The following is a 22,042-nucleotide window of genomic DNA, read 5'->3' on the forward strand; positions in this document are numbered from 1 at the left end:
TTGGCTCCTCAGGAAGTTGAACTGCAGATTGCCTGGGTTATACGCGCCAGACGCACAGTCTGGATTGCGTTACCCAGTTCTTTCCCCAAAAAGCCTTGCTCCATCAGAGCCTTCGGGTCAACGCCTTGTGTGGCATCTGCAGCGCATTTAAGAATGTCCAGTTGCCGCTGGTTTTTGGGTTCAAGGGTGCATTCCACCGCATTGAGTAGCAGTGAAAACCGCTCAGGCCGACGCCACAGGTCGGCTTTCTCCAGTAGCCCAAGCAGGGTGTCGGCATCTGGCCGCTCTGAATCAAGCTGCTTGAGTGCAGGGATAAAAATAGCCAGCAAGCGGGTAAGTTGCTGGCAGTCATTGGGTGCTTTCAAGGCCTTGGTTCTTTTTGTAGACGCGGCCTCATCAAGCGCGCAGAACAAGGCGGCAAAACGCTCTGCTGTTGAGCCATCACTGGCATGAACGCATTGCAGTGCGTTAATGGCGGCACGGAAATGAGGCTCTGGCTGCAGTTCCGGAATCAATACAGCAAGCGCGCCGCAGTCTCGCAGCACTTGAAAAAAAGTGCCCGGTGAATTCTCGTGGAGAGCCCTCTGAATCTCCTGCCATACTCGCTCAGCCACCAGATGCTCCACCTCGCCCTCGGCAACCATAGAGCGCATCAGCTCCATGGTTTCTGCACAAACACCAAAACCAAGAGGCTGAAAGCGCGCAGCAAACCGTGCGGTTCGCAAAATTCTCAAGGGGTCTTCTTTAAACGCCAGCGAGACATGACGCAGCTCTCGTGCCTCAAGGTCTTTACGGCCATTGAAGGGGTCGATCAGCTCACCTGCGTCTGAGCGCGCCATGGCATTTATGGTGAGATCCCTGCGCATTAGGTCTTCTTCCAGAGTGACATCCGGGGCACTGTAAACAGAGAAGCCGTGATAGCCATGCCCCTGTTTGCGCTCCGTGCGGGCGAGGGCGTATTCCTCATGGGTTTTAGGATGCAAAAACACAGGAAAGTCTGAACCTACCTGGGTAAAACCTTGAGTAAGCATTTGTTCCGGAGTTGCGCCGACGACCACCCAGTCTCGATCTTTGACTTCCAGGCCAAGTAACTCATCGCGAACAGCGCCGCCAACCAGATAGGTTTGCATGAGGGGTGGGGTTCCTTTCAGAGAAGTATCCGGGAATTATCCTTTTCCCGGGCGGGCCAGGCAAACCCATACGTTCGGTTTGGCTTGTCTGACCCATGAAGCGGCGTTTCGCTATGACTAGAAAGAGGTGCCCAGCTCCAGCGCAGCGCCTATGTCCGCATCACTGAACAGGGCACCAAGATCAAAACGCACGCCCATCAAGTTGAGCCCCAGGCCCGCGGTGAACTGGGTTTCTTCTGCAATGCCGTCGTTGTCGTCGTTACTTGCCAGGTTGTAGCGAACACCGGCGCGAAGCTGGGCGTAGCGGAAAGCGTCAAATTCTGCACCCAGAGCGAGCCATTGGGTGTCGTCTTCAAAGCCAAAAGCTTCTTTCTTGGTTAGATCAATTTCCGCTGTTACAACGTGGTAGGCACTTTTGTGGGCGAGGCCTACGGTTGCCATTGGGTCTAGCTTGAGGGTGCGTACTTTCTCGTCCAGATCTGCCCGGCTTGCTGCAGAATCCAGCTTCATGGGAATCAGGTTTTTTACCAGGATTCCTGCGCTCCACTGCTTTTCATCTCCGAACGCATAAGCAGCACCTATATCGAGGTTAAAGCCGCTCTTTTCAGTTTGCGAATCATCACTGTCGAAATCGTTGTCATCAAAACCGGAAACGGTTTCCGTGTATTGGAACGTTTGCAGCTTTACGTATTTTGGGGAAAAACCCAGCTGGAGAGTTTCACCATTACTCAGCTCCAAAGCGTGAGCAAAGCTTATGCCTGCCTCTATCACCGCCGAAGCAAGGACCTTTCCGCGGGAATTTAATGTCAGAGTGCCGCCAGGGAGAGAGGTCACCGTGCCGTTTTCAATATCTTCCAGTATTGCGTTGTCACTTTCGTCGTACTCTCCCCTGGCTGTTGCAGTCAGATTGCCGTTGGTGAACACGCCCATGGAAATTGTCTTTCCGGGAACAGCAACAGCAAAGCCCAGGCCGAGGTTGCCTCGGACGGTGTCTCTATCAAATCCGGCAAGTTGTTCACGCAACTGCCCCGCCTGCTTTTGAGTTTCGGTTGAATTATTTAAGCTGATAGCGCTCTCAAGCCCGTCAATTGAGTCCTGGATATCATCAATCTGATCAATGGTTTCTTCTTCATCCGCAACCCGCACGTTGACAGACGGCAGCATGAGACCAAAATCATCAGCCCAATCGTGCTGGTCGGCGGCCATCATCGCTGGGTTTGCAGAAGTGGCTGAGGCTGGGTGAGCAATGGCTACACCAGTGCCCCCCATGGCAAAGGAACGTGACGACATGAACGCTTGTGGACCAGCGAGCGCTGAGGAGGTTGCAACGGACAAGCCCACGGCAATAAACAGTCTGGACAGGCGGTGTTGATGCATTTCGGTACCTTGGAGATAAGAGTGTGGATGTGAACAATGAGAGTGCTGAAAGGTTAGAGCAATATCCGTACGGGAACACGGCATAACCGGTAACGGTTTGTTCTCAATGTGTAAGCGGAGGCAGATATTTGCCGGTTTAGCATGCAACTATGCTGCTGTGGCGTAGAAAGGCCTTTTAAACAGCGCGTTAGGAAAACTGGCGTGAATTTTTCATGAGACCAAGGAAATGAATTCTGGAGGCAAAAAATGGCCATTCGCTGGATAGTTATTCCCTTGTTGGCTTTCACGTTGGCTGCGTGCGCACCTGTTGGCGGGTATCGGGACAGCGGTAGAAGCACAGCGAAAAGCGAACCCCGGCTTGATCCCATTACAGTTCGGGTTAGCGGGTTTGGTACCTATGAAGACGCCAGCAAAGACCGCCTGAACACTCGTAAGCGCTTGATGGCGCGCCGTGCATCTCAAATGGATGCGTACAGAAATCTTGCGGAACGGGTGTATGGCACGGTGGTTTATGGCAGCGCTACTGTGAATGATTTTGTTCTGCGTAATGACAACTTCCGAACGTACGTGGATAGCTACATTCGTGGTGCAAAAATGGTTGCTGTTAACGAACACAGTGATGGGGTGGTCGAGACCGTAATGGAACTGAAACTGGAGCCACGCTTCCGGGCATGTGTGGCTAAAGTAGACGCCGATCAGGTACAGGACCTTTGCCCTATACCCATGCCCAGCTACAACGACAGTGCGGGTGATGTTCAGAGCAAAAACGTCGACTCCTTGTACTATCTGGACTGATATTTTGGGCTCGACTGATATTGCCGGCCCGGCCGGTTTGTATTGATGCCGGACGGGTGGCCCCGAAAGTGTGGCGAATTTGGAAAAGCGGGTATGAAACAATGCGTGGGTTAATGAAGCAGTTTGTTTGGTTGTCACTGTGGTGTGCACTGCTGCCGCTAATGCTGGTTGCCAACGCTCAGGCGATTGTTCTGGAAGGTGTAGGCCACGCTAGCATCCACAATGAAGACCTCACAACAGCCCGGGCGGAAGCCCGCAATGCGGCCATGCGCGACCTTGCGCTTCAGTTTGAAGCACAGGTGAGTACCAGAGACACCATGGAAAATGGTGTTCTTACCGAATCCAGAATGCGCCTGGCCTCGAGCGCCAGGGCGCGGAATGTAAAAGTGATTGATGAGCATCGCAGCGGCAATCTTTTGCGTGTGACAGTTCGGGGAGACATCTCTGCCGGGCAGGCCAGTTGTGGCGGTGGAGAAGCGGGACGGTTGAAAAAACGGGTGGCGGTAACCGGGTTCCCGCTTTTGTATCCGGAGCAGGCCCGGGTAGGGCGTCTTGATGATGCTGGTGAAATCCTGCCTCAGCAGCTGCAACAAAGCCTGCGGGAGGCTGGCAGCTTACAGGTGTTTTCTGCATCCACCTTCCGTCTTTTTCCCGATCTTCTGAATGCACCAACACTGCAGCAGGGCACCAACCAGCTTACTAATGTAGTTCAGGTGGCTCGAGAAATGGGCGTCCAGTTTGTAGTGGCGGGTGTTATACGGGATCTTGGCGTTGCTGATCCTGCGGCCTGGGGTACGTCTGTTTTGGACAAGATGCAGAGAAGTATCGGAGCTGCTGACATGCGCCGGAGGTTCGCTGTCGATCTTGTTGTTCTTGACGGCTTCAGTGGCTCACCTGTTTACCAGCAACATTTTGAAACGGCCGCTGTTTGGAATGCGGGCTCCGGCAGTTCTGCGGGTTTTGGCTCGGAAGGGTTTCGTAAAACCCATTATGGCGAAGCAGTTGCTGGTGTTCTTGGAGATATGGGGCAGGCAGTAACCGACGCTTTGGCGTGTCAGCCATTTATGGCGCGGATTACCCGGGTGAATGGTCAGCAGGTTACACTGGATTCTGGTGCGACGGCAGGTTTGAGGCCCGGAGATGAGCTGCACTTGTATCGCAGTGCCCGGTACTTTGATTCTTTGGGAGGTACACCGGAGCTCAGTGACAGCCAGGTGGCGGTCACTCTGAATAATGTTCATCCGGACTTCAGCAACGGCAGCATGCCCCGCGTTGGTGGGCAGATCAACATTCAGCGGGACGATATTGCCATAATCTGGTAGCACACAATCAAACGTGAGCTGATCAGGAATCAGGCCGCCGTTTCAGCTGCCGCAATATCCCGAATCTTGCCAACCATGGAGCGTAGGCCGTTGCCACGGGTGGGGGAGATGTGGCGAAACAGGTCCAGTCGTTCAAAAAGCTCGTCTATATCTGTGGCCAGCAGGTCTCTTGGGGTTTTGCCGTTCAGAGCAATCAGAATCATGGCCGCAAGGCCACGCACGATCATGGCATCGGAATCGATCAGCAGGTAGAGCTTGCCGCTGGCTTCATGAAAGTGGGAGATCAGCCAGACCTGGCTCTGGCAGCCATGAACGTAATTCTCTTCAATCCGGGCATCGTCCGGAAAAGCCGGTAGCTGTTTTCCAAGATCAATAATGAACGCGTAGCGATCTTCCCAGTCGTCCAGAAACTCAAAGCCGTCCAGCACGTCTTCCAGAGTTGGGTTTTCCCCAAGCGGATTGTTCAGGAAATCCTGTTCTGTTGCTGGCATTTACAACATTCCCAATTCGAGTTTGGCTTCGTCGGTCAGCATGTCGTTGTTCCAAGGTGGATCAAAGGTTAGCTCTACGGTTACCTTGTCTACGTTGGGAACGTGCTCAACCTTGGTTTTCACGTCTTCCGTAATGACGGGGCCCATGCCACAGCCGGCGGCTGTGAGGGTCATCAGGATGAAGACATGGTTGCCCTCTGGCGTATCGTTTTCAATGCGGCATTCGTAAATCAGACCCAGATCCACTACGTTCACCGGAATTTCCGGGTCGTAGCAGTTGCGAATGGCTTCCCACACCTGGTTCTCATTAATCGTTCCGTCTTCTGGTGTTTCAAAGCTGCTTTGCAGTGGCTCCTTGCCCAGAGCATCGGCATTGTGGCCTTCTATGCGGGCGAGGTTGCCGTTAACGGCAACCGTAAAGGTACCGCCCAGAGACTGGGTGATGGTTACAAAACTGTCTGCCGGAATCATGATTTCTGTTCCAACAGGAACAAGGCGGGCTTCCACCTCGCGTTTGGTCAGGACGACTTCGCGTTCTTGCATGCCTGGTTAACCTCAACTTACTGTAAAACTCTCACCACACCCGCACTCAGCAGTGGCATTTGGATTGCGGAATTGGAACATGGAGTTCACGCCTTCGGTAACGAAGTCGATCTCTATGCCATTCACCATGGCCAGGTGTTCCTCTTTCACAAACACATCTACGCCATCAATGTGGAATATCTTGTCGTCAGATGAGGCTTCGTCCACCCACTGGGTTTCGTATTTGAAGCCGGAACATCCGCTTTTTCGAATCGCTAACCGTATACCTTTGGCGCTCGTTGCTTTGTCGAGTTGCTTGCGTACGTGCTTGACGGCACTGGGTGTCATTGTGACACCTACGGTCGGTGTGAAGACTTCGGCTGTCATGGTGTCTCCTCCATCAGGCAAACAGGCGCTGGACTTTCTGTAAGGCGGTAAACAATTGCTCCACCTCGTCCAATGTATTGTAGAACGCAAAGGAGGCCCGTGCTGTACCGGGAACTCCATAGAAATCCATTAGTGGCATGGCACAGTGGTGGCCAGTGCGAATCGCAATACCCTGCTGGTCTAGCAGTGTACCTATATCACTGGGGTGCAAGCCGTCGATTTTAAAGGACATCACGGGAACTTTTTGCTTGGCGGTGCCAATAACGCTCATGCCCGGAACCGTCTCAACCAGTTGGTTGGCGCGCTCCAGTAAGGCATTCTCCGCTGCTTCCATGGCTGCCCTGTCGAGACTGCTCAGGTAGTCGATAGCTGCGGCCAGGCCAACGGCCTCAGCGATTGCCGGTGTGCCAGCCTCAAACTTGTAAGGTAAAACGTTCCAGGTGGTGCGCTCAAAGGACACACGCTCAATCATCTCGCCGCCGCCCTGGTATGGGGGCATCTCTTCCAGCAGAGCGGCTTTTCCATAAAGCACGCCAATGCCGGTTGGGCCAAACAGCTTATGAGATGAAAATACATAGAAGTCACAATCCAGTGCCTGCACATCCGGCTGGAAGTGAGGTACGGCCTGTGCACCATCGAGTAGAGTGATTACACCACGGGCTTTGGCCTGAGCAATCATCTCGGCGACTGGGTTAATCGTACCCAGCACGTTGGAAACATGGGCGACGGCCAGCACGCGGGTGCGATCATTCAGCAAGCTGTTGAATGAATCCTGGTCCAGTTCACCGGCAGGCGTAACCTGTATGGGCACCACTTTTGCACCCGTGCGCTCGGCAATCATTTGCCAGGGCACTATGTTGGCATGGTGCTCCATGTGGCTTACCAGAATCTCGTCACCAGCTTTGAGCTTCGGTGCCAAGCCATTCGCCACCAGATTGATGGCCTCAGTGGTGCCCTTTGTCCAGATGACTTCCTGCGTACTGCCTGCATTCAGAAAGCTGCGAACGGTTTCCCGGGCGCCTTCGAATGCCGTTGTAGCACGGTCACCAAGGGTGTGGGCACCCCGGTGAACGTTGGAGTGCATTTCCCGGTAATAACGATCCATGGCATCCAGAACAGCGAGGGGCTTTTGTGCCGACGCGCCGTTGTCCAGATACACCAACGGCTTCCCGTTTACCTGTTGCGACAGGATAGGGAAGTCACGGCGTATGGCTTCTACGTCAAACGCCTTCTGTATAGTTGTGTTTGCCACGGACAGGTCGTTCATACCGGTTTAGCCCTCCAGGAATACTTGGTCAAAAAACTGGTTCAGGCGGATTTGTACCGTGTCTTTTACGGCATCTACCGGAATCTGGGCAACCAGTTCGTTGATGAAGGCCAGTGTCAGAAGAACGTTGGCTTCCCGGCGGCCGATGCCCCGTGAAATCAGGTAGAACAAAGACTCTTCATCAAGCTGGCCGATGGTTGCGCCGTGGGCACACTTTACGTCATCGGCGTAGATTTCCAGTTCTGGCTTGGTATCGATTTCTGCGCCAGTGGAGAGCAGCAGGTTTTTGTTGTGCATATTCGCGTAGGATTTTTGAGCATCCGGATGAATATGGATCCTGCCGTTGAACACTACATGAGACTTGTCCGTTGCAATGTTGCGATAGGTTTCTTCACTGTTGCAGTTGGGCGATACGTGCTCAATGGTGGTGTGGTTGTCGTAGTGCTGTGTGCCCTGGGTGACAACAACGCCGTTAAGTTTGCATTCAGCGCCTTTGCCTTCCAGCCGAACCCGCAGGTCGTGGCGCCTCAGGGGGCCGCCAAAGCCTACGCAGTGGCTTTCGAAGCGGGAGCTGCGCTGCTGGGTTACGCCGGTGGCGCCAATGTGCTGAACCGTGTCGCCGTCCATGCTCAGGCGGATGTTGGTAACATTTGCGCCTTCGGCAAGAACGAACTCGGTTACAGAGTTCACGAACACAGATTCCTGGCCGCTGGAAATGTATTCTTCAACCAAGGTGATCTGGCTGTTAGGGCCAGCATCCACAAAAATGCGCGGGAAGGCAGATCCACTGGCGTCTGCAGTCACTTCATGGATGATGAACAGTGGCTGATCAAGAACCGCGCCCGGTTTCAGGCGAATGATCAAGCCATCTTCAAAGCGGGCTGAGTTGAGGCCGGCAAACTGCACGGCTTTCGCGTCCAGGGTGCTGTCCAGGCGCTCTGCCAATTCACTGGCTTCGGCATCAGAAAGATCGCCAAAGCGCTGGATAAGAATGTTGTCCAGATCCGGGTATTCACTGGCTTCTGGTACTACTACGCCATTGATGAAAACCACTTTGTAGCCGGGTACCGCAAGAGCGCTGCCAGTTTTGCCCTCTGTAGGCAAAGAGATGGCCATCTCGTCGGTCAACTTCAGGTACTTGCTGGAGTATTTCCAGTTTTCCGTTTTCCGCGTTGGCATGGGCATGTCGACCAGGGCAGCGCCACGCTGTTTGCGCAGGGCAAGCAGGGGCTCAGGCAGTGCCTGGCCAGCCGGATGCAGGAACGCGGTGGAAAGAAGAATTGGTGCTGGTTTCATTCCGCGATCTCCTTAGTTGGCTGAGCTGGCTGCAGTTTCGTCTTCCTTGATGCCAAGCCAAGCGTAACCGCGCTCTTCCAGTTCCAGAGCCAATTCTGGACCACCGGATTTCACGATCTTGCCTTCGGCCAGAACGTGTACAAAGTCCGGAACAATATGGTCGAGTAGACGTTGGTAGTGAGTCACCATCAAGATGGCCCGGTCCTCGGCACGAAGAGCGTTAACACCGTCTGAAACGACCTTGAGGGCGTCGATGTCGAGGCCGGAGTCGGTTTCGTCCAGAATCGCCAGCTTAGGCTGCAGCATCAGGGCTTGCATGATTTCGTTACGCTTTTTCTCACCACCGGAAAAACCTTCGTTTACGCCGCGCTTGAGAAATGCAGGGTCCAGATCTACCTGTTTGGACACTTCTCGCGCCAGCTTCATAAACTCAGCGGCGTTCATTTCTGACTCGCCTCTGTGGTGGCGCAAGGCGTTTACAGAGGTGCGCATGAACTGCAGGTTGCTAACGCCCGGAATCTCTACTGGGTACTGAAACGCCAGGAATACACCGTCCCGTGCTCGCTCTTCGGTTGCTTTCTCCAGCAGGTCTTCATCGTTCATGGTGACGCTGCCTGAGGTGACTTCAAATGCGTCGTTGCCTGCAAGCACTTGGGCGAGCGTGCTTTTGCCTGAACCGTTCGGGCCCATAATGGCATGTACTTCCCCGGCTTTGATGTCCAGGTTGATGCCCTTGAGGATTTCTTTGTCCTCAACGGATGCGTGCAGGTTTTTGATGCTCAGCATTTGTGGCTTCTCTCTTTAATCTGAAAAATCTGTGTATGTAAATTAACCAACAGAACCTTCGAGGCTAACTTCAAGAAGCTTGCCGGCCTCAACCGCAAACTCCATGGGGAGCTCCCTGAAAACGTCCTTGCAGAAACCGTTCACAATCATGGAAACGGCCCGCTCCATATCGATACCGCGCTGGCGGCAAAGGAACATCTGCTCATCGCTCACTTTTGACGTTGTGGCCTCGTGCTCAACGATGGCTGATTTGTTCAGGCTCTCAATGTACGGGAAGGTATGGGCTCCGCACTGGTCGCCGATCAGCAGCGAATCACACTCGGTAAAGTTACGAGCGCCTTCCGCACGGGGGCCAAACTTGACCAGGCCGCGATAAACGTTGGAGCTTTTACCCGCCGAAATACCTTTGGAGATGATGGTGCTGGTGGTGTTCTTGCCCAGGTGGATCATCTTGGTGCCGGTGTCGGCCTGCTGGTAGTTGTGGGTGAGGGCCACAGAGTAGAACTCACCAACGCTGCCTTCACCACGCAGGATGCAGCTTGGGTACTTCCAGGTAACCGCCGAACCGGTTTCTACCTGTGTCCAGGAAACTTTGGAGTTCTTGCCAATACAGGCCGCGCGCTTGGTTACAAAGTTGTAGATGCCGCCTTTGCCGTTTTCATCGCCCGGGTACCAGTTTTGTACCGTGGAGTACTTGATCTCGGCATTGTCCAGCGCGACCAATTCAACTACCGCAGCGTGCAGCTGGTTTTCATCGCGCATTGGGGCGGTGCAGCCTTCCAGATAGCTCACGTAACTGCCTTCATCGGCAATGATCAGTGTGCGCTCGAATTGACCGGTGTTGGCCGCGTTAATGCGGAAGTAGGTGGACAGTTCCATGGGGCAGCGAACGCCTTTCGGAACGTATACAAAGGTTCCGTCGGAGAAGACTGCAGCGTTGAGACCGGCAAAGAAGTTGTCTGTGTGGGGAACAACCGTGCCCAGATATTTTTGCACCAGCTCAGGGTAATCGCGTACCGCTTCTGAGATGGAGCAAAAGATGACGCCTGCTTTTGCGAGTGGTTCTTTGAAGGTGGTGGCTACCGATACTGAATCGAACACCGCATCGACGGCTACGCCGGCGAGCTTTGCGTGCTCGTGCAGAGGGATGCCCAGCCGCTCGTAGGTTCTCAGCAGCTCGGGATCTACCTCGTCAAGGCTCTGAGGCATATCTTCTTTGCGTTTCGGGGCCGAGTAGTAGGAAATGTCGTTGTAATCGATTCTTTCGTAGCCCAAGTGCGCCCAGTCGGGCTCTTCCATTTCAAGCCAGCGACGATAGGCCTTGAGGCGCCATTCCAGCATGAACTGCGGCTCTTTCTTGATTTCAGAAAGGCGGGTGATAACGTCTTCATTCAAACCGGGCTCGAAGGTATCTACTTCGATGTCTGTTACGAAACCGTGTTCGTATTCCCGTTTGATCAGTTCGTTCACCTCTTTGTTGGCGGTCGTCATGATCGTCACTCCGTATTCTCTCTCGCGGGCTCTATGGCCCTTTGATTTGCCGGCAACCAAGACTGGGTTGCGGGGCCTGATCTGTTGCTTATGAGTCGTAATTGTACAATACCAGACTAAATTAGTCAGGTATTAAATGTAGGGATGATCAAGTATATCGCAATACACCCGCCAGACGCTAAGTCTGGCGGGTGTAGCGCGTGTTTGATAAGCGTATATACGGAGCTGCAAACCCAGAGGGAGTGTTAGCTTTGTGGCGGCAAAATGCGGGTGAGGTAGCTGTAATCAAATGCTTCAGGGGTGCCGGTCGGGCGGGGGATGCGAACGATGTGCCCGCTACCGGGAGCACAATCCATACTCACGCCATTGCGGTTTTCCATGGCCGGAATTGAGAACTGCAGGTTGCCTGAGGGGGTGATGAGTTCAAGCTGATCGCCAGGTGCAAATTTGTTTTTCACGTTAATTGTAAGCCACTGGTCATCGGCCTCGAGTATTGTGCCAACCACTTGTTGAGTGCCCAGGAAGGATGAACCTTGTTCATAGGTCTGGTACTCCTGAGGCAAGTGCCTGCGAAGAAAGCCTTCGGTGTAGCCGCGGTTGGAAAGAGCCTCCAGTTCATTCATCAGGCTCATATCAAACGGCTTGCCTTGGGCAGCCTGGTCAATGGCGTTGCGGTAGACCTGCGTGGTGCGGGCAACGTAGTAGGTACTTTTGGTGCGACCTTCGATTTTCAGGGAGTGTACGCCCATGGCCGCCAATTCAGCTACGTGTTGCACTGCCCTCAAGTCGCGAGAGTTCATGATATAGGTGCCGTGCTCATCCTCATAAGCAGGAATGTAGCTGCCAGGGCGGTTGGGCTCTTCCAGAAGGATTTCTTTCGGCTCGTAGTTTTGTACTGCGCTGTTGGTACCGTTTTGGGCTGATGTGGCAATCAGGTCGCCGGCTTGGTCCTGGGTATGGGCAACTTCCTTGTAGTTCCAGCGGCAGGCATTGGTGCAGGCACCTTGGTTGGCATCTCTGTGGTTCATGTAGCCGGAAAGCAAGCAGCGACCGGAGTAGGCCATGCAAAGGGCGCCATGCACGAATACTTCCAGTTCCATTTGGGGAACTTTTTCACGGATATCACGAATTTCTCCCAACCCCAGCTCCCTGGACAAAATCACTCGGCTGATGCCCTGCCGCCGCCAGAACTCTACCGTTGCCCAATTCACGGCATTGGCTTGAACAGACAGGTGTATGGGTTGTTCTGGCCACTTTTCCCGTACCAGCATGATCAGGCCCGGGTCGGACATGATCAATGCATCCGGTTTGTGCTCGAGTACTGGCTCCAGATCTCTCAGGTAAGAGCGCACCTTGTCGTTATGGGGAGCAATGTTTGAAACCAGATAAAACTGTTTGCCCAGAGCGTGGGCTCGCTGGATGCCAGCGCCCAGTGCAGCGGTGTCTTTGAAGCTGTTGTTGCGAACCCGCAGGGAGTAGCGGGGCTGGCCGGCATAGACTGCGTCAGCGCCATAGGCAAAAGCGGTTTCCAGGTGTTCTGGGGTGCCGGCGGGCGCCAGCAGTTCCGGGATGTTCATGTGGGCTCCGGGTAAATCAGTGGTGGGCTATTTTGCCGGAGGTCGTTTCACATTCCCTTGATCCTGCTCAAACGTCTTATTGATTGTTTTCAGCTAACATGTGTACGCTGTAAGTTGTGACGGGAGACTGAACGTTTATGAATCTGGAGGATAGAAAGATGGCATCAGAACCTCTGAACCAAGAGGTGGTGCGGGTTTCGCTGGGTAACAGAGTAAGTTCGCTGATCAGTATTCAGCTTGCCCGAGGCAAGGTGGGTGTTGAGGTGGTGGCGTCTCAGTTGCATATGAGTCGGTACACGCTTCACAAGAAATTGAAGCAGGAAGGTGTAACCTTTGCCCGTTTGCTTGAGGATGTGCGCCGTAAGCAGGCGCTGACTTACATGCAGGATAGAACCAAGCCGCTGGTGGAAATTGCTGAGCAACTCGGGTTTTCAGAGTTGAGCGCATTCAGCCGGGCATTCAAACGCTGGATGGGAACTTCCCCGGCTGAATATCGCTCTGTCAGGCTTTCCTGAGCTTGGAATTGCAATAAATCAGAACTTTTTGAATACCAGTGTCGCGTTGGTGCCACCAAAGCCAAAGCTGTTGCTCATAACGAGATCCAGATTCTGGTTGTCCAGTCGTTCACGAACGATCGGGTATCCCTCGGCGCCTTCATCCAGAGTGTCGATGTTGGCTGACGGCGCGATAAATCCATCCCGCTGCATAATCAGGCTGTAAATGGCCTCATGAACCCCGGCTGCGCCAAGCGCGTGGCCACAAAGGGGTTTGCTGGAGCTTAACGGTGGAATCTTGTCGCCAAAGGTCTCTTTCAGGGCTTTCAATTCTGTTACGTCGCCAGCAGGTGTGCTGGTGCCGTGGGTATTGATGTAGTTGATCTCGCCATCCAGGTTTTTCATGGCTTGCTGCATGCAGCGTATGGCACCTTCGCCGCTGGGGGCAACCATGTCGGCGCCGTCTGATGTGGCACCGAAACCGACCAGTTCCGCAATAATGTTCGCACCGCGGGCCTCGGCATGCTCTAGGGCCTCAAGCACCAGAGTACCGCCGCCGCCGGAGATAACAAAGCCATCGCGGTCCGCATCGTAAGTGCGGGATGCCTTTTCAGGAGTATCGTTGTACTTGGTTGAAAGCGCGCCCATGGCATCAAACATCAGGCTCAAGGTCCAGTGGATATCCTCGCCGCCTCCGGCAAGCATCACATCCTGACGTCCCAGAGCGATCTGATCCGCAGCATGGCCGATGGAGTGGGCGCTGGTGGCACAAGCTGAAGTAATGCCGTAGTTGATACCAGTAATGCCAAACGCCGTTGCGATCGAGGCGTTGATTGCGCTGCCCATGGTGCGGGGCACCCGATAGGGGCCAACCCGGCGTATGCCTTTGGCGCGATGGGTGTCGATCGCATCCAGCAGTTCAACCGTGGACGCGCCGCCGGTGCCGAAAACAGCGCCGGTGCTGTTGGCTGTAAGGTGCTCCTTGGTCAGTCCGGCTTGCTCAATGGCTTCACAGGATGCGAGATACGTGTAAGCAGCAGCCGGGCACATGAAGCGCAATAGCTTGCGATCAATCAGTTCGGGAAGATTCAGATTGATTTGGCCGCATACGTGGCTGCGCAGGCCGTTGTCACGGGCTTCTTCACTGAAAGCGATCCCGGGAATGGACTCCTTCAGGGAGCGCGTGACTTCTTTTTGATTGGTTCCAAGGCTGGAGACAATCCCCATACCGGTGATAACAACACGCCGCATCTTGCTAACTCCTAAAAATCATCGGTGGAAGAGAATACGCCAACCCGCAGGTCTTTGGCGGTGTATATTTCTTTACCATCCACTTCCATGCGTCCATCGGCAATAGCCATTGTAAGCTTCCGACGGATTACGCGTTTGAGGTCGAGGTAGTATGTTACCTTTTTGTTGGTGGGGAGAACCTGGCCGGTAAACTTCACCTCTCCCGAGCCCAGAGCACGACCTTTACCTTCACTGCCGCCCCACGCCAGGAAAAAACCCACCAACTGCCACATGGCATCGAGGCCCAGGCAACCAGGCATGACCGGGTCATCCACAAAGTGCACTTTGAAAAACCATAGGTCGGGATTGATATCCAGCTCAGCCACCAGGCTGCCTTTACCGTAAAGGCCGTCATCCGCGCCTACGTGGGTAACACGGTCAACCATCAGCATCTCATCAATGGGCAGCCGAGTGGCGCCCGGGAAAAGTTTGCCATGACCACACTTAATCAGGTCTTCTTTGTCAAAATGATCCGGGTTCATAGTGCCGTCGTCTCTATTGCAGAATGATTTATTGTTACTTTAGCTGTTATTTCGCGAGTCGCTATTGACCATTAGTGGATGATTGACGTTTAAGTGCAGAAGTTGCAAGCAAGCCAGCCCTCAGGGAGAGCTAAAAACAAATAGGGCAAGCGTTTGTGCGCTTGCCCTATTTGTTGGATAGGCTGGTATAGAGTGCGCTTCACATCAGCCTGTGCGGCCATCGGGCCTGGGGCTTGCGAGTATTTTGGTGTAGCGCACCAGGAACATGGCAAAGGCAAAAATCCAAAGCAGGCTGCTACTGCCAATCCCCGGGTGCCAGGCAATGATGTCGAATGCAGTTAGCACACGGATCACCGCCGCCAGTTGAATCGCAATGAATGCGGTAACCATGCCTTTTGGCAATACCAGGGGGCGGCCAGTATGGCCTAGTGTTACCCGGGCGATAACGCCCAGAATGAGGCAGCTGATAGCGCCCGTGCCTGCCGCATGGCTCCATGCGTTAGAAGGCCAGCCAGCAAAAATGGTACCTGCGAGAAGGTACAGTGAAACCGGTACCCAAAGAATGGACAGGTGAAGCACCCATAGCAGGGGCTCTTTACGAGCCAGCCAGCCCTTCCAGTTAGCGAGCCGAATCAGCACAAGCGTGCCGGCAAGGGTCGCCAATATGCCGGTGAGGGCTTGCCAGCCGGTCACCAGAGAGGCCATAAGCAGAATCATGGAGAACAGTGACGCCATATCCAGCGCCGGGATGTTTTTTACAGCGTCAGCATTAAGTCCCCGCTGGCGGAGCCAGCCGGTTGTAAAAGCAGGCGTTATGCGCCCCCCGACAATGCTGATAAGCGCCATCGCAGCAATCAATGCCCCGTGGCTGTAGGTCATGTCCAGGCGAGTAACAAAGCCTATCTGCATCAGCCATAGCAAGCCCAGAACCACCAGGAGCATGAACTGACGTTTTTGTCTTGCCTGCCAAACGCGCCAGCCGGCATCCAGCATCACCAGCGGCAGGAAGGCCAGGTTGACCCCCTGCACCAGCCAGTCGGGCAAATCTGCCCCCAATGCCAGCAACAATCGGCCTGCCAGCCAGACCCCCCAGAGCAAGACCAGCCGGAAGCCATGGGTGCGCTCAGTCTGAGTCCAGACACAGACCGCCGTCAGCAAAAAACCTGCAATGGCTGCGGTCAGAAAACCAAACAGCATTTCATGTTGATGCCAGAACAGCCCTGGCATGGCCAGAGGCAGGTTGATAACGCCGGTCACCTGCAAAACCCAGAGAGGTATAGTTAACAGCGCCAGTACTGTCATTGACAGAAAGAAGATCCGGAATGGGTAGCCGAATAGTTGACTGACGCTGGCGGAGCCGGATTGAGCTGAAGTGGGGATAGCCTGCATGTTGGTTCCTGCTAATACATATATGTGAGTTATATGTTAATCGTGTGCGGCTGGAAATAACATACCCGGTTGGTGGTATCTTTGCGTACAATGCCGCTATCGTTTTGATTCACAATGGAATGGTTTATGAACTCATACATGATTTTGAAGCACCTCCACATGACCACAGCCTATCTCACGGTTGTCCTGTTTACACTGAGACTGCTGATGGACGCCGTGGGTCGGCCCGGCTGGCGCCAGACCCCACTGCGCTGGATTCCCCATGCCAACGACACTGTTCTGCTGGTCGCTGCCATCAGCCTGCTGTTTGTGGGCGGCTGGAATCCCCTGGAGCAAGGCTGGATTCTGGCCAAAATTGTATTGCTGCTGGGCTACATCGCCGCCGGGCTTTTCGCCCTGAAAGTCACTGTATCACGCCCGGTTCGAGTTGTTGCCGCAATTCTGGCCTTGGTGCAGGTATCTGCCATTCTTCACCTTGCCATGGCAAAGCCCGTCATTTTCTGACTCAGTGAAGCCAGTAAGAAAAAGCCCAAAGTCTATGGGGTGATTTCCTGACAGTTATACGGAGCAAGCAATGTGGGACGAGCGTTTCAGTAGCGAACACTATGTATACGGGGAAGAGCCAAACTCTTTTCTGGTGGAGCAGTGGAATAGATATGAGCTGGATAAACACAAAGGCAAGGTGTTGTGCCTCGCCGAGGGAGAGGGGCGCAATGCTGTTTATCTCGCAGAGCGGGGGCACAGTGTAACCACGGTGGACTTGTCTGAGGTCGGATTACAAAAGGCCGACCGGCTGGCGCAAACCCGTGGTGTAGCTCTGAAGACGGTGCACGCAGATTTGGCGACCTATGCCCCGGATACAGACATCTACTCTGCGGTTGTCATGATCTTTGCCCATACCCCTACCGATATCCGTAAACGCTCGCTGCAAATGGCAAAGGACGCGCTGAAACCGGGCGGCTATCTGGTTCTGGAGGGCTACACAGAAGATCAAATAGGTCGAGGCACCGGCGGGCCGGGCAATAAAGCCATGATGTTCAGCAAGCAGGAGCTGGAGGAGTTTTTTGAGCCCGACGAGATTCTTCTTTCCCGTGAGCTCGTCCGTGATATTCGTGAGGGCCCGCTTCACGATGGTGAAGGTGCAGTGGTTCAGTTTGTGGCTCGCAAGGCATAAATCGGGCCGCATGCCCTCGTCTAGCGTTGCAGTTTTTCTGTCAGTTCGTCCAACTTGCGTTGAACCGAGTGGAGCTGCTGAACAATCTCATCCCGCTCGTCGTGAGCTTGTTGAGCCTGTTTAGCGTTCTGCTCCTCGCTCATTACCTCCAGAATCGCACCGATCATCATGTTCAAAAATACGAACGCCGTCAGGAAAATAAAGGTCAGGTAGTAGACCCAGCTCAGCGGGTACTGCTCCATGGTGGCATACATCACATCGGTCCAATCCTCGAACGTGGCCACACGGAACAGGGTGAGCATTGAGATGGCGACATCGCCCCAGAGATCCTCATCTACTTTGGCAAAGAACATAGAGCCCATGGCGGCATAGATGTAAAAAATAATGAACATCAACAGCGCGATGTAACCCATGCGTGGAATGGCTTTGAGCAGGGAGTTGATCAGGAATCGCAGCTCCGGCACCACAGAGACCAAGCGCAACACACGGAACACCCGCAGCAATCTTCCAAGCAGAACCGCCTCCGAGTTATCCAGAGGAATCAAACTGCCAATCACTACCAGCGTATCGAACAGGTTCCACCCGTCCATGAAAAATCGGCGCTTGACCGGGCTGGCGGCAAAGCGGAAAAGAATTTCGACCAGGAAAAACAAAGTGATGGCAGCATCCATAACGCCCAGTGACTGTTCCACCAACGGCGGCAGGTCGTAGGTTTTCGCGCCTATGGTCAGGGCAGACAGGATGATGATGGCGATCACTACGCCCTGAAAGAGCGTGCTGGATTCAATACGGCGCAACTGGTTGAAGCTGGCCGTGGGTGAAAGTTCCAGGGACATGGGGTTTACTGCTCCAGGTGAAATCGGGTGTGCGAATTCTAATGGCACGGCCCGCGCTGGAACAGTGTTGTTACAGAGATTTCAAGAATCGCTCACCAAGCCGCTTATGGTCGTAGTGAGCGGGTGTCTCTTCCTTGGCCCTGGTTGCGATTCAGTGGGTAGAACAGTTGTGGTGATGCCAGCTCGGGCAGGTCTGTCTGTTCCTGGTTTGCGGCCCATTCAACCCGTTCGGCTGAGCGTATGGCGTAGTGCATCCAGGCGAGGGCTGCGGCCACAATAACGAACATAAGCATGAAACAGCTCTGCCAGATGCCGGTAACATCGTTCAGCACGCCAAAGGTCAGAGGCAGGATAAAGCCACCCAGCCCGCCAATCATGCCCACTACCCCGCCCACAGCACCCACGTGCATGGGGTAGTAAACCGGAATGTGCTTGTAAACAGCTGCTTTGCCCAGTGACATGAAAAAGCCCAAGGTGAAAATCAGAATAATAAAGACCGGCAGGGTCATTTCCAGAGTAAAGCGCACATCGCCATCAATGCCGTGTACCACATAATCCGTAGGTGGGTAACTCAACAGAAAGGTGCAGACCACCGATGCAATAAACGTCCAGTACATAACGCGCCTTGCGCCGAACCGGTCAGACATCCAGCCACCAAGAATACGGAACAGGGAAGCCGGAATGGTATACAGCGCCGCAATCATGCCCGCCGTTGTTATGTCGAGGCCATAAACGCCGATAAGGTAGTGGGGGAGCCAGAGCGCCAGGGCCACAAAGGCCCCGAACACAAAGAAATAATAGAGCGCAAAACGCCAGACCCGCAGATCTTTCAGTGGCTCCATTTGCTCCATGAATGAGCGTTGCTGTTCGTCTTTTTTGCGCCCAGCAGAAACAGGATCTTCTTTGGCCAGCAAAATAAAGGCCACGCCCATAACCGCCAGTACAGAGGCATAGACCTGAGCGGTGGTCTCCCAGCCAAAAGCGACCAGAAGAAAAGGTGCGCCAAAGTTGGTTACCGCAGAACCAACGTTACCCGCGCCGAAAATACCCAGAGCCGTACCTTGGCGGGCGGGCTCAAACCAGGCTGCAGCATAGGCAACGCCCACAATGAACGAGCCACCGGCCAAGCCAACCCCCAAGGCGCCAACCAGCAACATTGGGTAGGTAGTGGCGAAAGTGAGCAGATAAACACAGGCAGCGGTTGTCAGCATGAGTATGCCAAACACCCAGCGCCCACCGTAACGGTCTGTCCAGATGCCAAGAAACAGGCGGCTGATTGAGCCGGTCAGAATAGGTGTGGCCATCAACAGGCCAAGTTGGGTGTCGGACAGCCCCAAGTCTTCCGCGATGCGGATGCCGATAATGGAAAAAATTGTCCATACCGCGAAGCAGAGCGTGAAGGCCAGCGTGGAAAGGCCGAGTGCACGATGCTGCTGTGTTCTGGTTGGTGAGATCATTGCTGCCGCCCTCCCTGTCTGCATTTTTCAGCCTTTGTTAGTGGCTTTTATAACCATATCAAAACCCGGTTTTTCCGTGTGAAAGCATTAGGGGTACCTCCAGCAGGGTGGGGTGGTGGTAGCTCCAGGCTGGCTTTTTCTGTGAGGAGGTAGGGCTCTGATTGCTCTGGTGGGGTATGCGGTACACGTTTTGATATAAATCAATTATACGCCGCTATGGATTGTGGGCTAATGCTGAGCAATATCAATTGGCGCGATGCCCGCGCGTGGCATCACTGCCTTCGGAGACTACTATGAAAATCATGATTGCCTACGACGGCTCCAGGAACGCGAAGCTGGCGCTGGTTCAGACGATTACGATGTTTCGCGATCTGAAACCGCAGATTACTTTGGTTGCTGTGGCGGAAAATCCCAGAGATATCACTGCCAGCAACGAAGACATGTTTCAGGAAGAATTGACGGATCTCAAGCGACACCTTCTTGAAGCGCAGGAGGTTTGCGAGAAAGAAGAGATTGCCTCAGAGACCCTGCTACTGGAGGGTGACGCCCGCAAGATGCTGCTCTATGCCGCGGATAACAAGGTTAAGCCCGGCATGTTGGTTATTGCTCGCCACAGTGAAGAAGTGGACGGGGGCCTGATTGCGCGCTCACTGAACTATTTTGTGGACGAACTGGATTACATGACATTCGGCAAGGTCAGCTCATTTCTGGCGCGCCGGGTGCAATGCCCGCTACTTATCCTGCCCAGTCACTAACAGCACCAGGCACTGAACTTTATGCCCCCGGAGGGTGAAATGAGAGTTGCAGACGTATTTCGCTTCAAAAACCCAGAGATCAAGGCACTGCACCTGACCTGGATTGCGTTTTTTATCACATTCTATGTGTGGTTCAACATGGCGCCGCTGGCGTCCAGTATGCTTAAGAGTGTCGATTGGCTGACCCCGGACGACCTGCGCTTGTTCGCCATCTGTAACGTGGCGCTGACAATTCCTGCCCGCATAATTGTAGGCATGGCGCTTGACCGCTTTGGCCCGCGCCGGGTGTTCTCCATACTGATGATTCTGATGTCGATTCCGGCACTCACCTTCGCCTTTGGCGACACCATGACTCAACTGCTTGTCAGCCGTTTGGTGCTCAGCTCCATCGGTGCAAGTTTTGTGGTGGGTATCCACATGACAGCTATGTGGTTCAAGCCGCGTGATATCGGCTTTGCCGAGGGCTTCTACGCGGGCTGGGGTAACTTTGGTTCCGCTGCTGCAGCACTGACACTGCCTACCATCGCCTTGCAAATGTATGGCGGCGATGACGGCTGGCGCTGGGCTATTGCCCAAAGTGCCATCGTAATGGCGCTTTACGGTGTTTACTATTGGTTTGCCGTTACCGACGGCCCTGCAGGCACCGTGCACCGTAAGCCGCGCAAAGCCAGCGCACTGGAGGTCAGCACCTGGGGCGATATGGTCAAGCTCATTCTGTGGACCATACCCCTGATTGGTGTTCTCGCGATTCTGGTGTGGCGCATCCAGAACATGGGCTATCTGAGCGTGACCGGTGCAGTTATTGCTTACGCAGTCATTGTTGCCATTGTGCTCTACCAGATTGTGCAGATTCTGCGAGTGAACCTGCCTATCCTCAAAAAAGGCGTGCCGGAAGACGACAAGTACCCGTTCAACAGTGTTGCAGCCTTGAACAGTACCTACTTCGCCAACTTTGGTGCTGAGCTTGCGGTTGTCTCTATGCTGCCGATGTTTTTCGAGGAAACCTGGAGCCTGAGTGCCGCTGCTGCGGGCATGGTTGCTGCATCCTTCGCTTTTGTGAACCTGGTGGCCCGGCCTATGGGCGGTATGGTTTCCGACCGTATGGGTAACCGTCGGTTTGTTATGCTCAGCTACATGTTCGGTATCTCGGTTGGCTTTGCGCTGATGGGGCTGCTTAACTCCAGCTGGCCATTGATTGTTGCCGTGGGTATTACTGTGTTCACTTCCTTCTTTGTGCAGGGTGCAGAGGGGGCAACCTTCGGCATTATCCCGTCAATCAAGCGCCGCCTGACCGGCCAGATATCCGGGATGGCGGGTGCTTACGGTAACGTGGGTGCCGTGGTCTACCTGACTATCTTCACTTTCGTAACACCCAACCAGTTCTTCTTTATCATTGCCGGTGGTGCGTTCATAAGTTGGGTGCTTTGTCTGATGTGGCTGAAAGAGCCTGAGTCGGGCTTTGCAGAAGAGTACGAGGTGTCTTCTGTAGATCTTCAGATCGAAGAGGAAGAGCGCCAGCGCCAGGCGGCGCTCGGCAAGGCGTGATGCCCTGATGTCGAAATAGTAAGAGTAATACCAAAGCCCCGCCGGGAGTGATCCCGACGGGGCTTTGTTTTTATGGGTAGTTTTTGCATATTCTCCGATCGTGTGGACGTTCAAAATCCTTCTGCTATCTTGATTTTATAGTCTGTTTTAGTGGGAACACTGTATGAGAACCAAGTGAC

Annotated in this window: 22 protein-coding genes; 7 read left to right on the plus strand and 15 right to left on the minus strand. The window is 54.0% G+C overall.

Annotation, left to right across the window (positions count from 1 at the left end; all coding sequences use genetic code 11):
• Nucleotides 1–8 precede the first annotated feature (8 nt).
• Together CDH47_RS02485 and traF are read right to left on the minus strand one after the other, a co-directional pair.
• Nucleotides 9–1,130 carry a tRNA nucleotidyltransferase/poly(A) polymerase-related protein gene (locus tag CDH47_RS02485; protein ID WP_100638236.1) on the minus strand — a complete coding sequence of 374 codons (1,122 nt, stop codon included), beginning with the start codon at nucleotides 1,128–1,130 and terminating at the stop codon, nucleotides 9–11.
• A 117-nt stretch (nucleotides 1,131–1,247) separates the two neighbouring features.
• A complete protein-coding gene (gene traF, locus CDH47_RS02490) occupies nucleotides 1,248–2,507 on the minus strand; it encodes a conjugal transfer protein TraF (protein ID WP_100638237.1) in 1,260 nt (419 codons plus the stop codon).
• A gap of 246 nt (nucleotides 2,508–2,753) precedes the next feature.
• Here traF and CDH47_RS02495 point away from each other — a divergent pair, with 246 nt between their 5' ends.
• Together CDH47_RS02495 and CDH47_RS02500 are read left to right on the plus strand one after the other, a co-directional pair.
• Nucleotides 2,754–3,302: an LPP20 family lipoprotein gene (locus CDH47_RS02495; protein ID WP_100638238.1), complete on the plus strand. Its 549-nt coding sequence runs from the start codon at nucleotides 2,754–2,756 to the stop codon at nucleotides 3,300–3,302.
• A gap of 113 nt (nucleotides 3,303–3,415) precedes the next feature.
• Nucleotides 3,416–4,624 carry a flagellar assembly protein T N-terminal domain-containing protein gene (locus CDH47_RS02500; protein ID WP_100638239.1) on the plus strand — a complete coding sequence of 403 codons (1,209 nt, stop codon included), beginning with the start codon at nucleotides 3,416–3,418 and terminating at the stop codon, nucleotides 4,622–4,624.
• Between the two features lie 29 nt (nucleotides 4,625–4,653).
• Here the strand turns inward: CDH47_RS02500 and CDH47_RS02505 are convergent, their stop codons facing one another.
• The 8 genes from CDH47_RS02505 to trhP all read right to left on the minus strand — a co-directional run bounded on the left by CDH47_RS02505 (nucleotide 4,654) and on the right by trhP (nucleotide 12,441).
• Entirely contained in the window at nucleotides 4,654–5,115 is a 462-nt protein-coding gene (locus CDH47_RS02505; RefSeq protein WP_100638240.1) for a SufE family protein, read from the minus strand.
• Nucleotides 5,116–5,658, minus strand: a complete 543-nt coding sequence (gene sufT, locus CDH47_RS02510; RefSeq protein ID WP_100638241.1) for a putative Fe-S cluster assembly protein SufT — start codon at nucleotides 5,656–5,658, stop codon at nucleotides 5,116–5,118.
• Between the two features lie 12 nt (nucleotides 5,659–5,670).
• On the minus strand, nucleotides 5,671–6,024 hold the full coding sequence (locus CDH47_RS02515; RefSeq protein WP_100638242.1) for a HesB/IscA family protein: 354 nt from the start codon (nucleotides 6,022–6,024) through the stop codon (nucleotides 5,671–5,673).
• A gap of 13 nt (nucleotides 6,025–6,037) precedes the next feature.
• Nucleotides 6,038–7,291, minus strand: a complete 1,254-nt coding sequence (locus tag CDH47_RS02520) for an aminotransferase class V-fold PLP-dependent enzyme (RefSeq protein WP_100638243.1) — start codon at nucleotides 7,289–7,291, stop codon at nucleotides 6,038–6,040.
• 6 nt (nucleotides 7,292–7,297) lie between these two features.
• Nucleotides 7,298–8,587, minus strand: a complete 1,290-nt coding sequence (sufD, locus tag CDH47_RS02525) for a Fe-S cluster assembly protein SufD (RefSeq protein ID WP_100638244.1) — start codon at nucleotides 8,585–8,587, stop codon at nucleotides 7,298–7,300.
• 12 nt (nucleotides 8,588–8,599) lie between these two features.
• Complete coding sequence (gene sufC / locus CDH47_RS02530) at nucleotides 8,600–9,373, minus strand: Fe-S cluster assembly ATPase SufC (protein WP_100638245.1); 774 nt, start codon at nucleotides 9,371–9,373, stop codon at nucleotides 8,600–8,602.
• 42 nt (nucleotides 9,374–9,415) lie between these two features.
• The gene (gene sufB / locus CDH47_RS02535; protein ID WP_100638246.1) at nucleotides 9,416–10,864 is read right to left on the minus strand and encodes a Fe-S cluster assembly protein SufB; all 1,449 of its coding nucleotides are present in this window, start codon (nucleotides 10,862–10,864) and stop codon (nucleotides 9,416–9,418) included.
• 245 nt (nucleotides 10,865–11,109) lie between these two features.
• Complete coding sequence (gene trhP, locus CDH47_RS02540; protein ID WP_100638247.1) at nucleotides 11,110–12,441, minus strand: prephenate-dependent tRNA uridine(34) hydroxylase TrhP; 1,332 nt, start codon at nucleotides 12,439–12,441, stop codon at nucleotides 11,110–11,112.
• Between the two features lie 158 nt (nucleotides 12,442–12,599).
• On the opposite strand from trhP, the gene CDH47_RS02545 reads away from it, so the two are divergent.
• Nucleotides 12,600–12,956 (plus strand): helix-turn-helix transcriptional regulator, encoded by a 357-nt coding sequence (locus CDH47_RS02545; protein WP_100638739.1) that lies wholly within the window; start codon nucleotides 12,600–12,602, stop codon nucleotides 12,954–12,956.
• Between the two features lie 18 nt (nucleotides 12,957–12,974).
• Here the strand turns inward: CDH47_RS02545 and fabB are convergent, their stop codons facing one another.
• From fabB to CDH47_RS02560, 3 genes are all read right to left on the minus strand, one after another.
• Nucleotides 12,975–14,186, minus strand: a complete 1,212-nt coding sequence (gene fabB / locus CDH47_RS02550; protein ID WP_100638248.1) for a beta-ketoacyl-ACP synthase I — start codon at nucleotides 14,184–14,186, stop codon at nucleotides 12,975–12,977.
• Between the two features lie 11 nt (nucleotides 14,187–14,197).
• Nucleotides 14,198–14,707, minus strand: a complete 510-nt coding sequence (gene fabA, locus CDH47_RS02555; protein WP_100638249.1) for a bifunctional 3-hydroxydecanoyl-ACP dehydratase/trans-2-decenoyl-ACP isomerase — start codon at nucleotides 14,705–14,707, stop codon at nucleotides 14,198–14,200.
• A gap of 204 nt (nucleotides 14,708–14,911) precedes the next feature.
• The gene (locus CDH47_RS02560) at nucleotides 14,912–16,096 is read right to left on the minus strand and encodes an NnrS family protein (RefSeq protein WP_100638250.1); all 1,185 of its coding nucleotides are present in this window, start codon (nucleotides 16,094–16,096) and stop codon (nucleotides 14,912–14,914) included.
• A gap of 126 nt (nucleotides 16,097–16,222) precedes the next feature.
• On the opposite strand from CDH47_RS02560, the gene CDH47_RS02565 reads away from it, so the two are divergent.
• Both CDH47_RS02565 and CDH47_RS02570 read left to right on the plus strand, forming a co-directional pair.
• Entirely contained in the window at nucleotides 16,223–16,600 is a 378-nt protein-coding gene (locus CDH47_RS02565) for a SirB2 family protein (RefSeq protein WP_100638251.1), read from the plus strand.
• 70 nt (nucleotides 16,601–16,670) lie between these two features.
• Nucleotides 16,671–17,270 carry an SAM-dependent methyltransferase gene (locus CDH47_RS02570; RefSeq protein WP_100638252.1) on the plus strand — a complete coding sequence of 200 codons (600 nt, stop codon included), beginning with the start codon at nucleotides 16,671–16,673 and terminating at the stop codon, nucleotides 17,268–17,270.
• A gap of 20 nt (nucleotides 17,271–17,290) precedes the next feature.
• Here CDH47_RS02570 and CDH47_RS02575 read toward each other — a convergent pair whose 3' ends face one another.
• Both CDH47_RS02575 and CDH47_RS02580 read right to left on the minus strand, forming a co-directional pair.
• Nucleotides 17,291–18,106 carry an ion transporter gene (locus tag CDH47_RS02575; RefSeq protein WP_100638253.1) on the minus strand — a complete coding sequence of 272 codons (816 nt, stop codon included), beginning with the start codon at nucleotides 18,104–18,106 and terminating at the stop codon, nucleotides 17,291–17,293.
• Between the two features lie 104 nt (nucleotides 18,107–18,210).
• Nucleotides 18,211–19,563, minus strand: a complete 1,353-nt coding sequence (locus CDH47_RS02580; protein ID WP_100638254.1) for an MFS transporter — start codon at nucleotides 19,561–19,563, stop codon at nucleotides 18,211–18,213.
• A 293-nt stretch (nucleotides 19,564–19,856) separates the two neighbouring features.
• Between CDH47_RS02580 and CDH47_RS02585 the strand changes: the two genes are divergently transcribed.
• Together CDH47_RS02585 and CDH47_RS02590 are read left to right on the plus strand one after the other, a co-directional pair.
• Nucleotides 19,857–20,318, plus strand: coding sequence for a universal stress protein (locus CDH47_RS02585; protein WP_100638255.1), 462 nt, complete (start codon nucleotides 19,857–19,859; stop codon nucleotides 20,316–20,318).
• Nucleotides 20,319–20,357: 39 nt separating this feature from the next.
• Complete coding sequence (locus CDH47_RS02590; protein WP_100638256.1) at nucleotides 20,358–21,863, plus strand: MFS transporter; 1,506 nt, start codon at nucleotides 20,358–20,360, stop codon at nucleotides 21,861–21,863.
• The last annotated feature ends 179 nt before the right edge of the window (nucleotides 21,864–22,042 follow it).

The organism is Marinobacter salexigens, from assembly GCF_002806945.1.
Taxonomy (GTDB): domain Bacteria; phylum Pseudomonadota; class Gammaproteobacteria; order Pseudomonadales; family Oleiphilaceae; genus Marinobacter; species Marinobacter salexigens.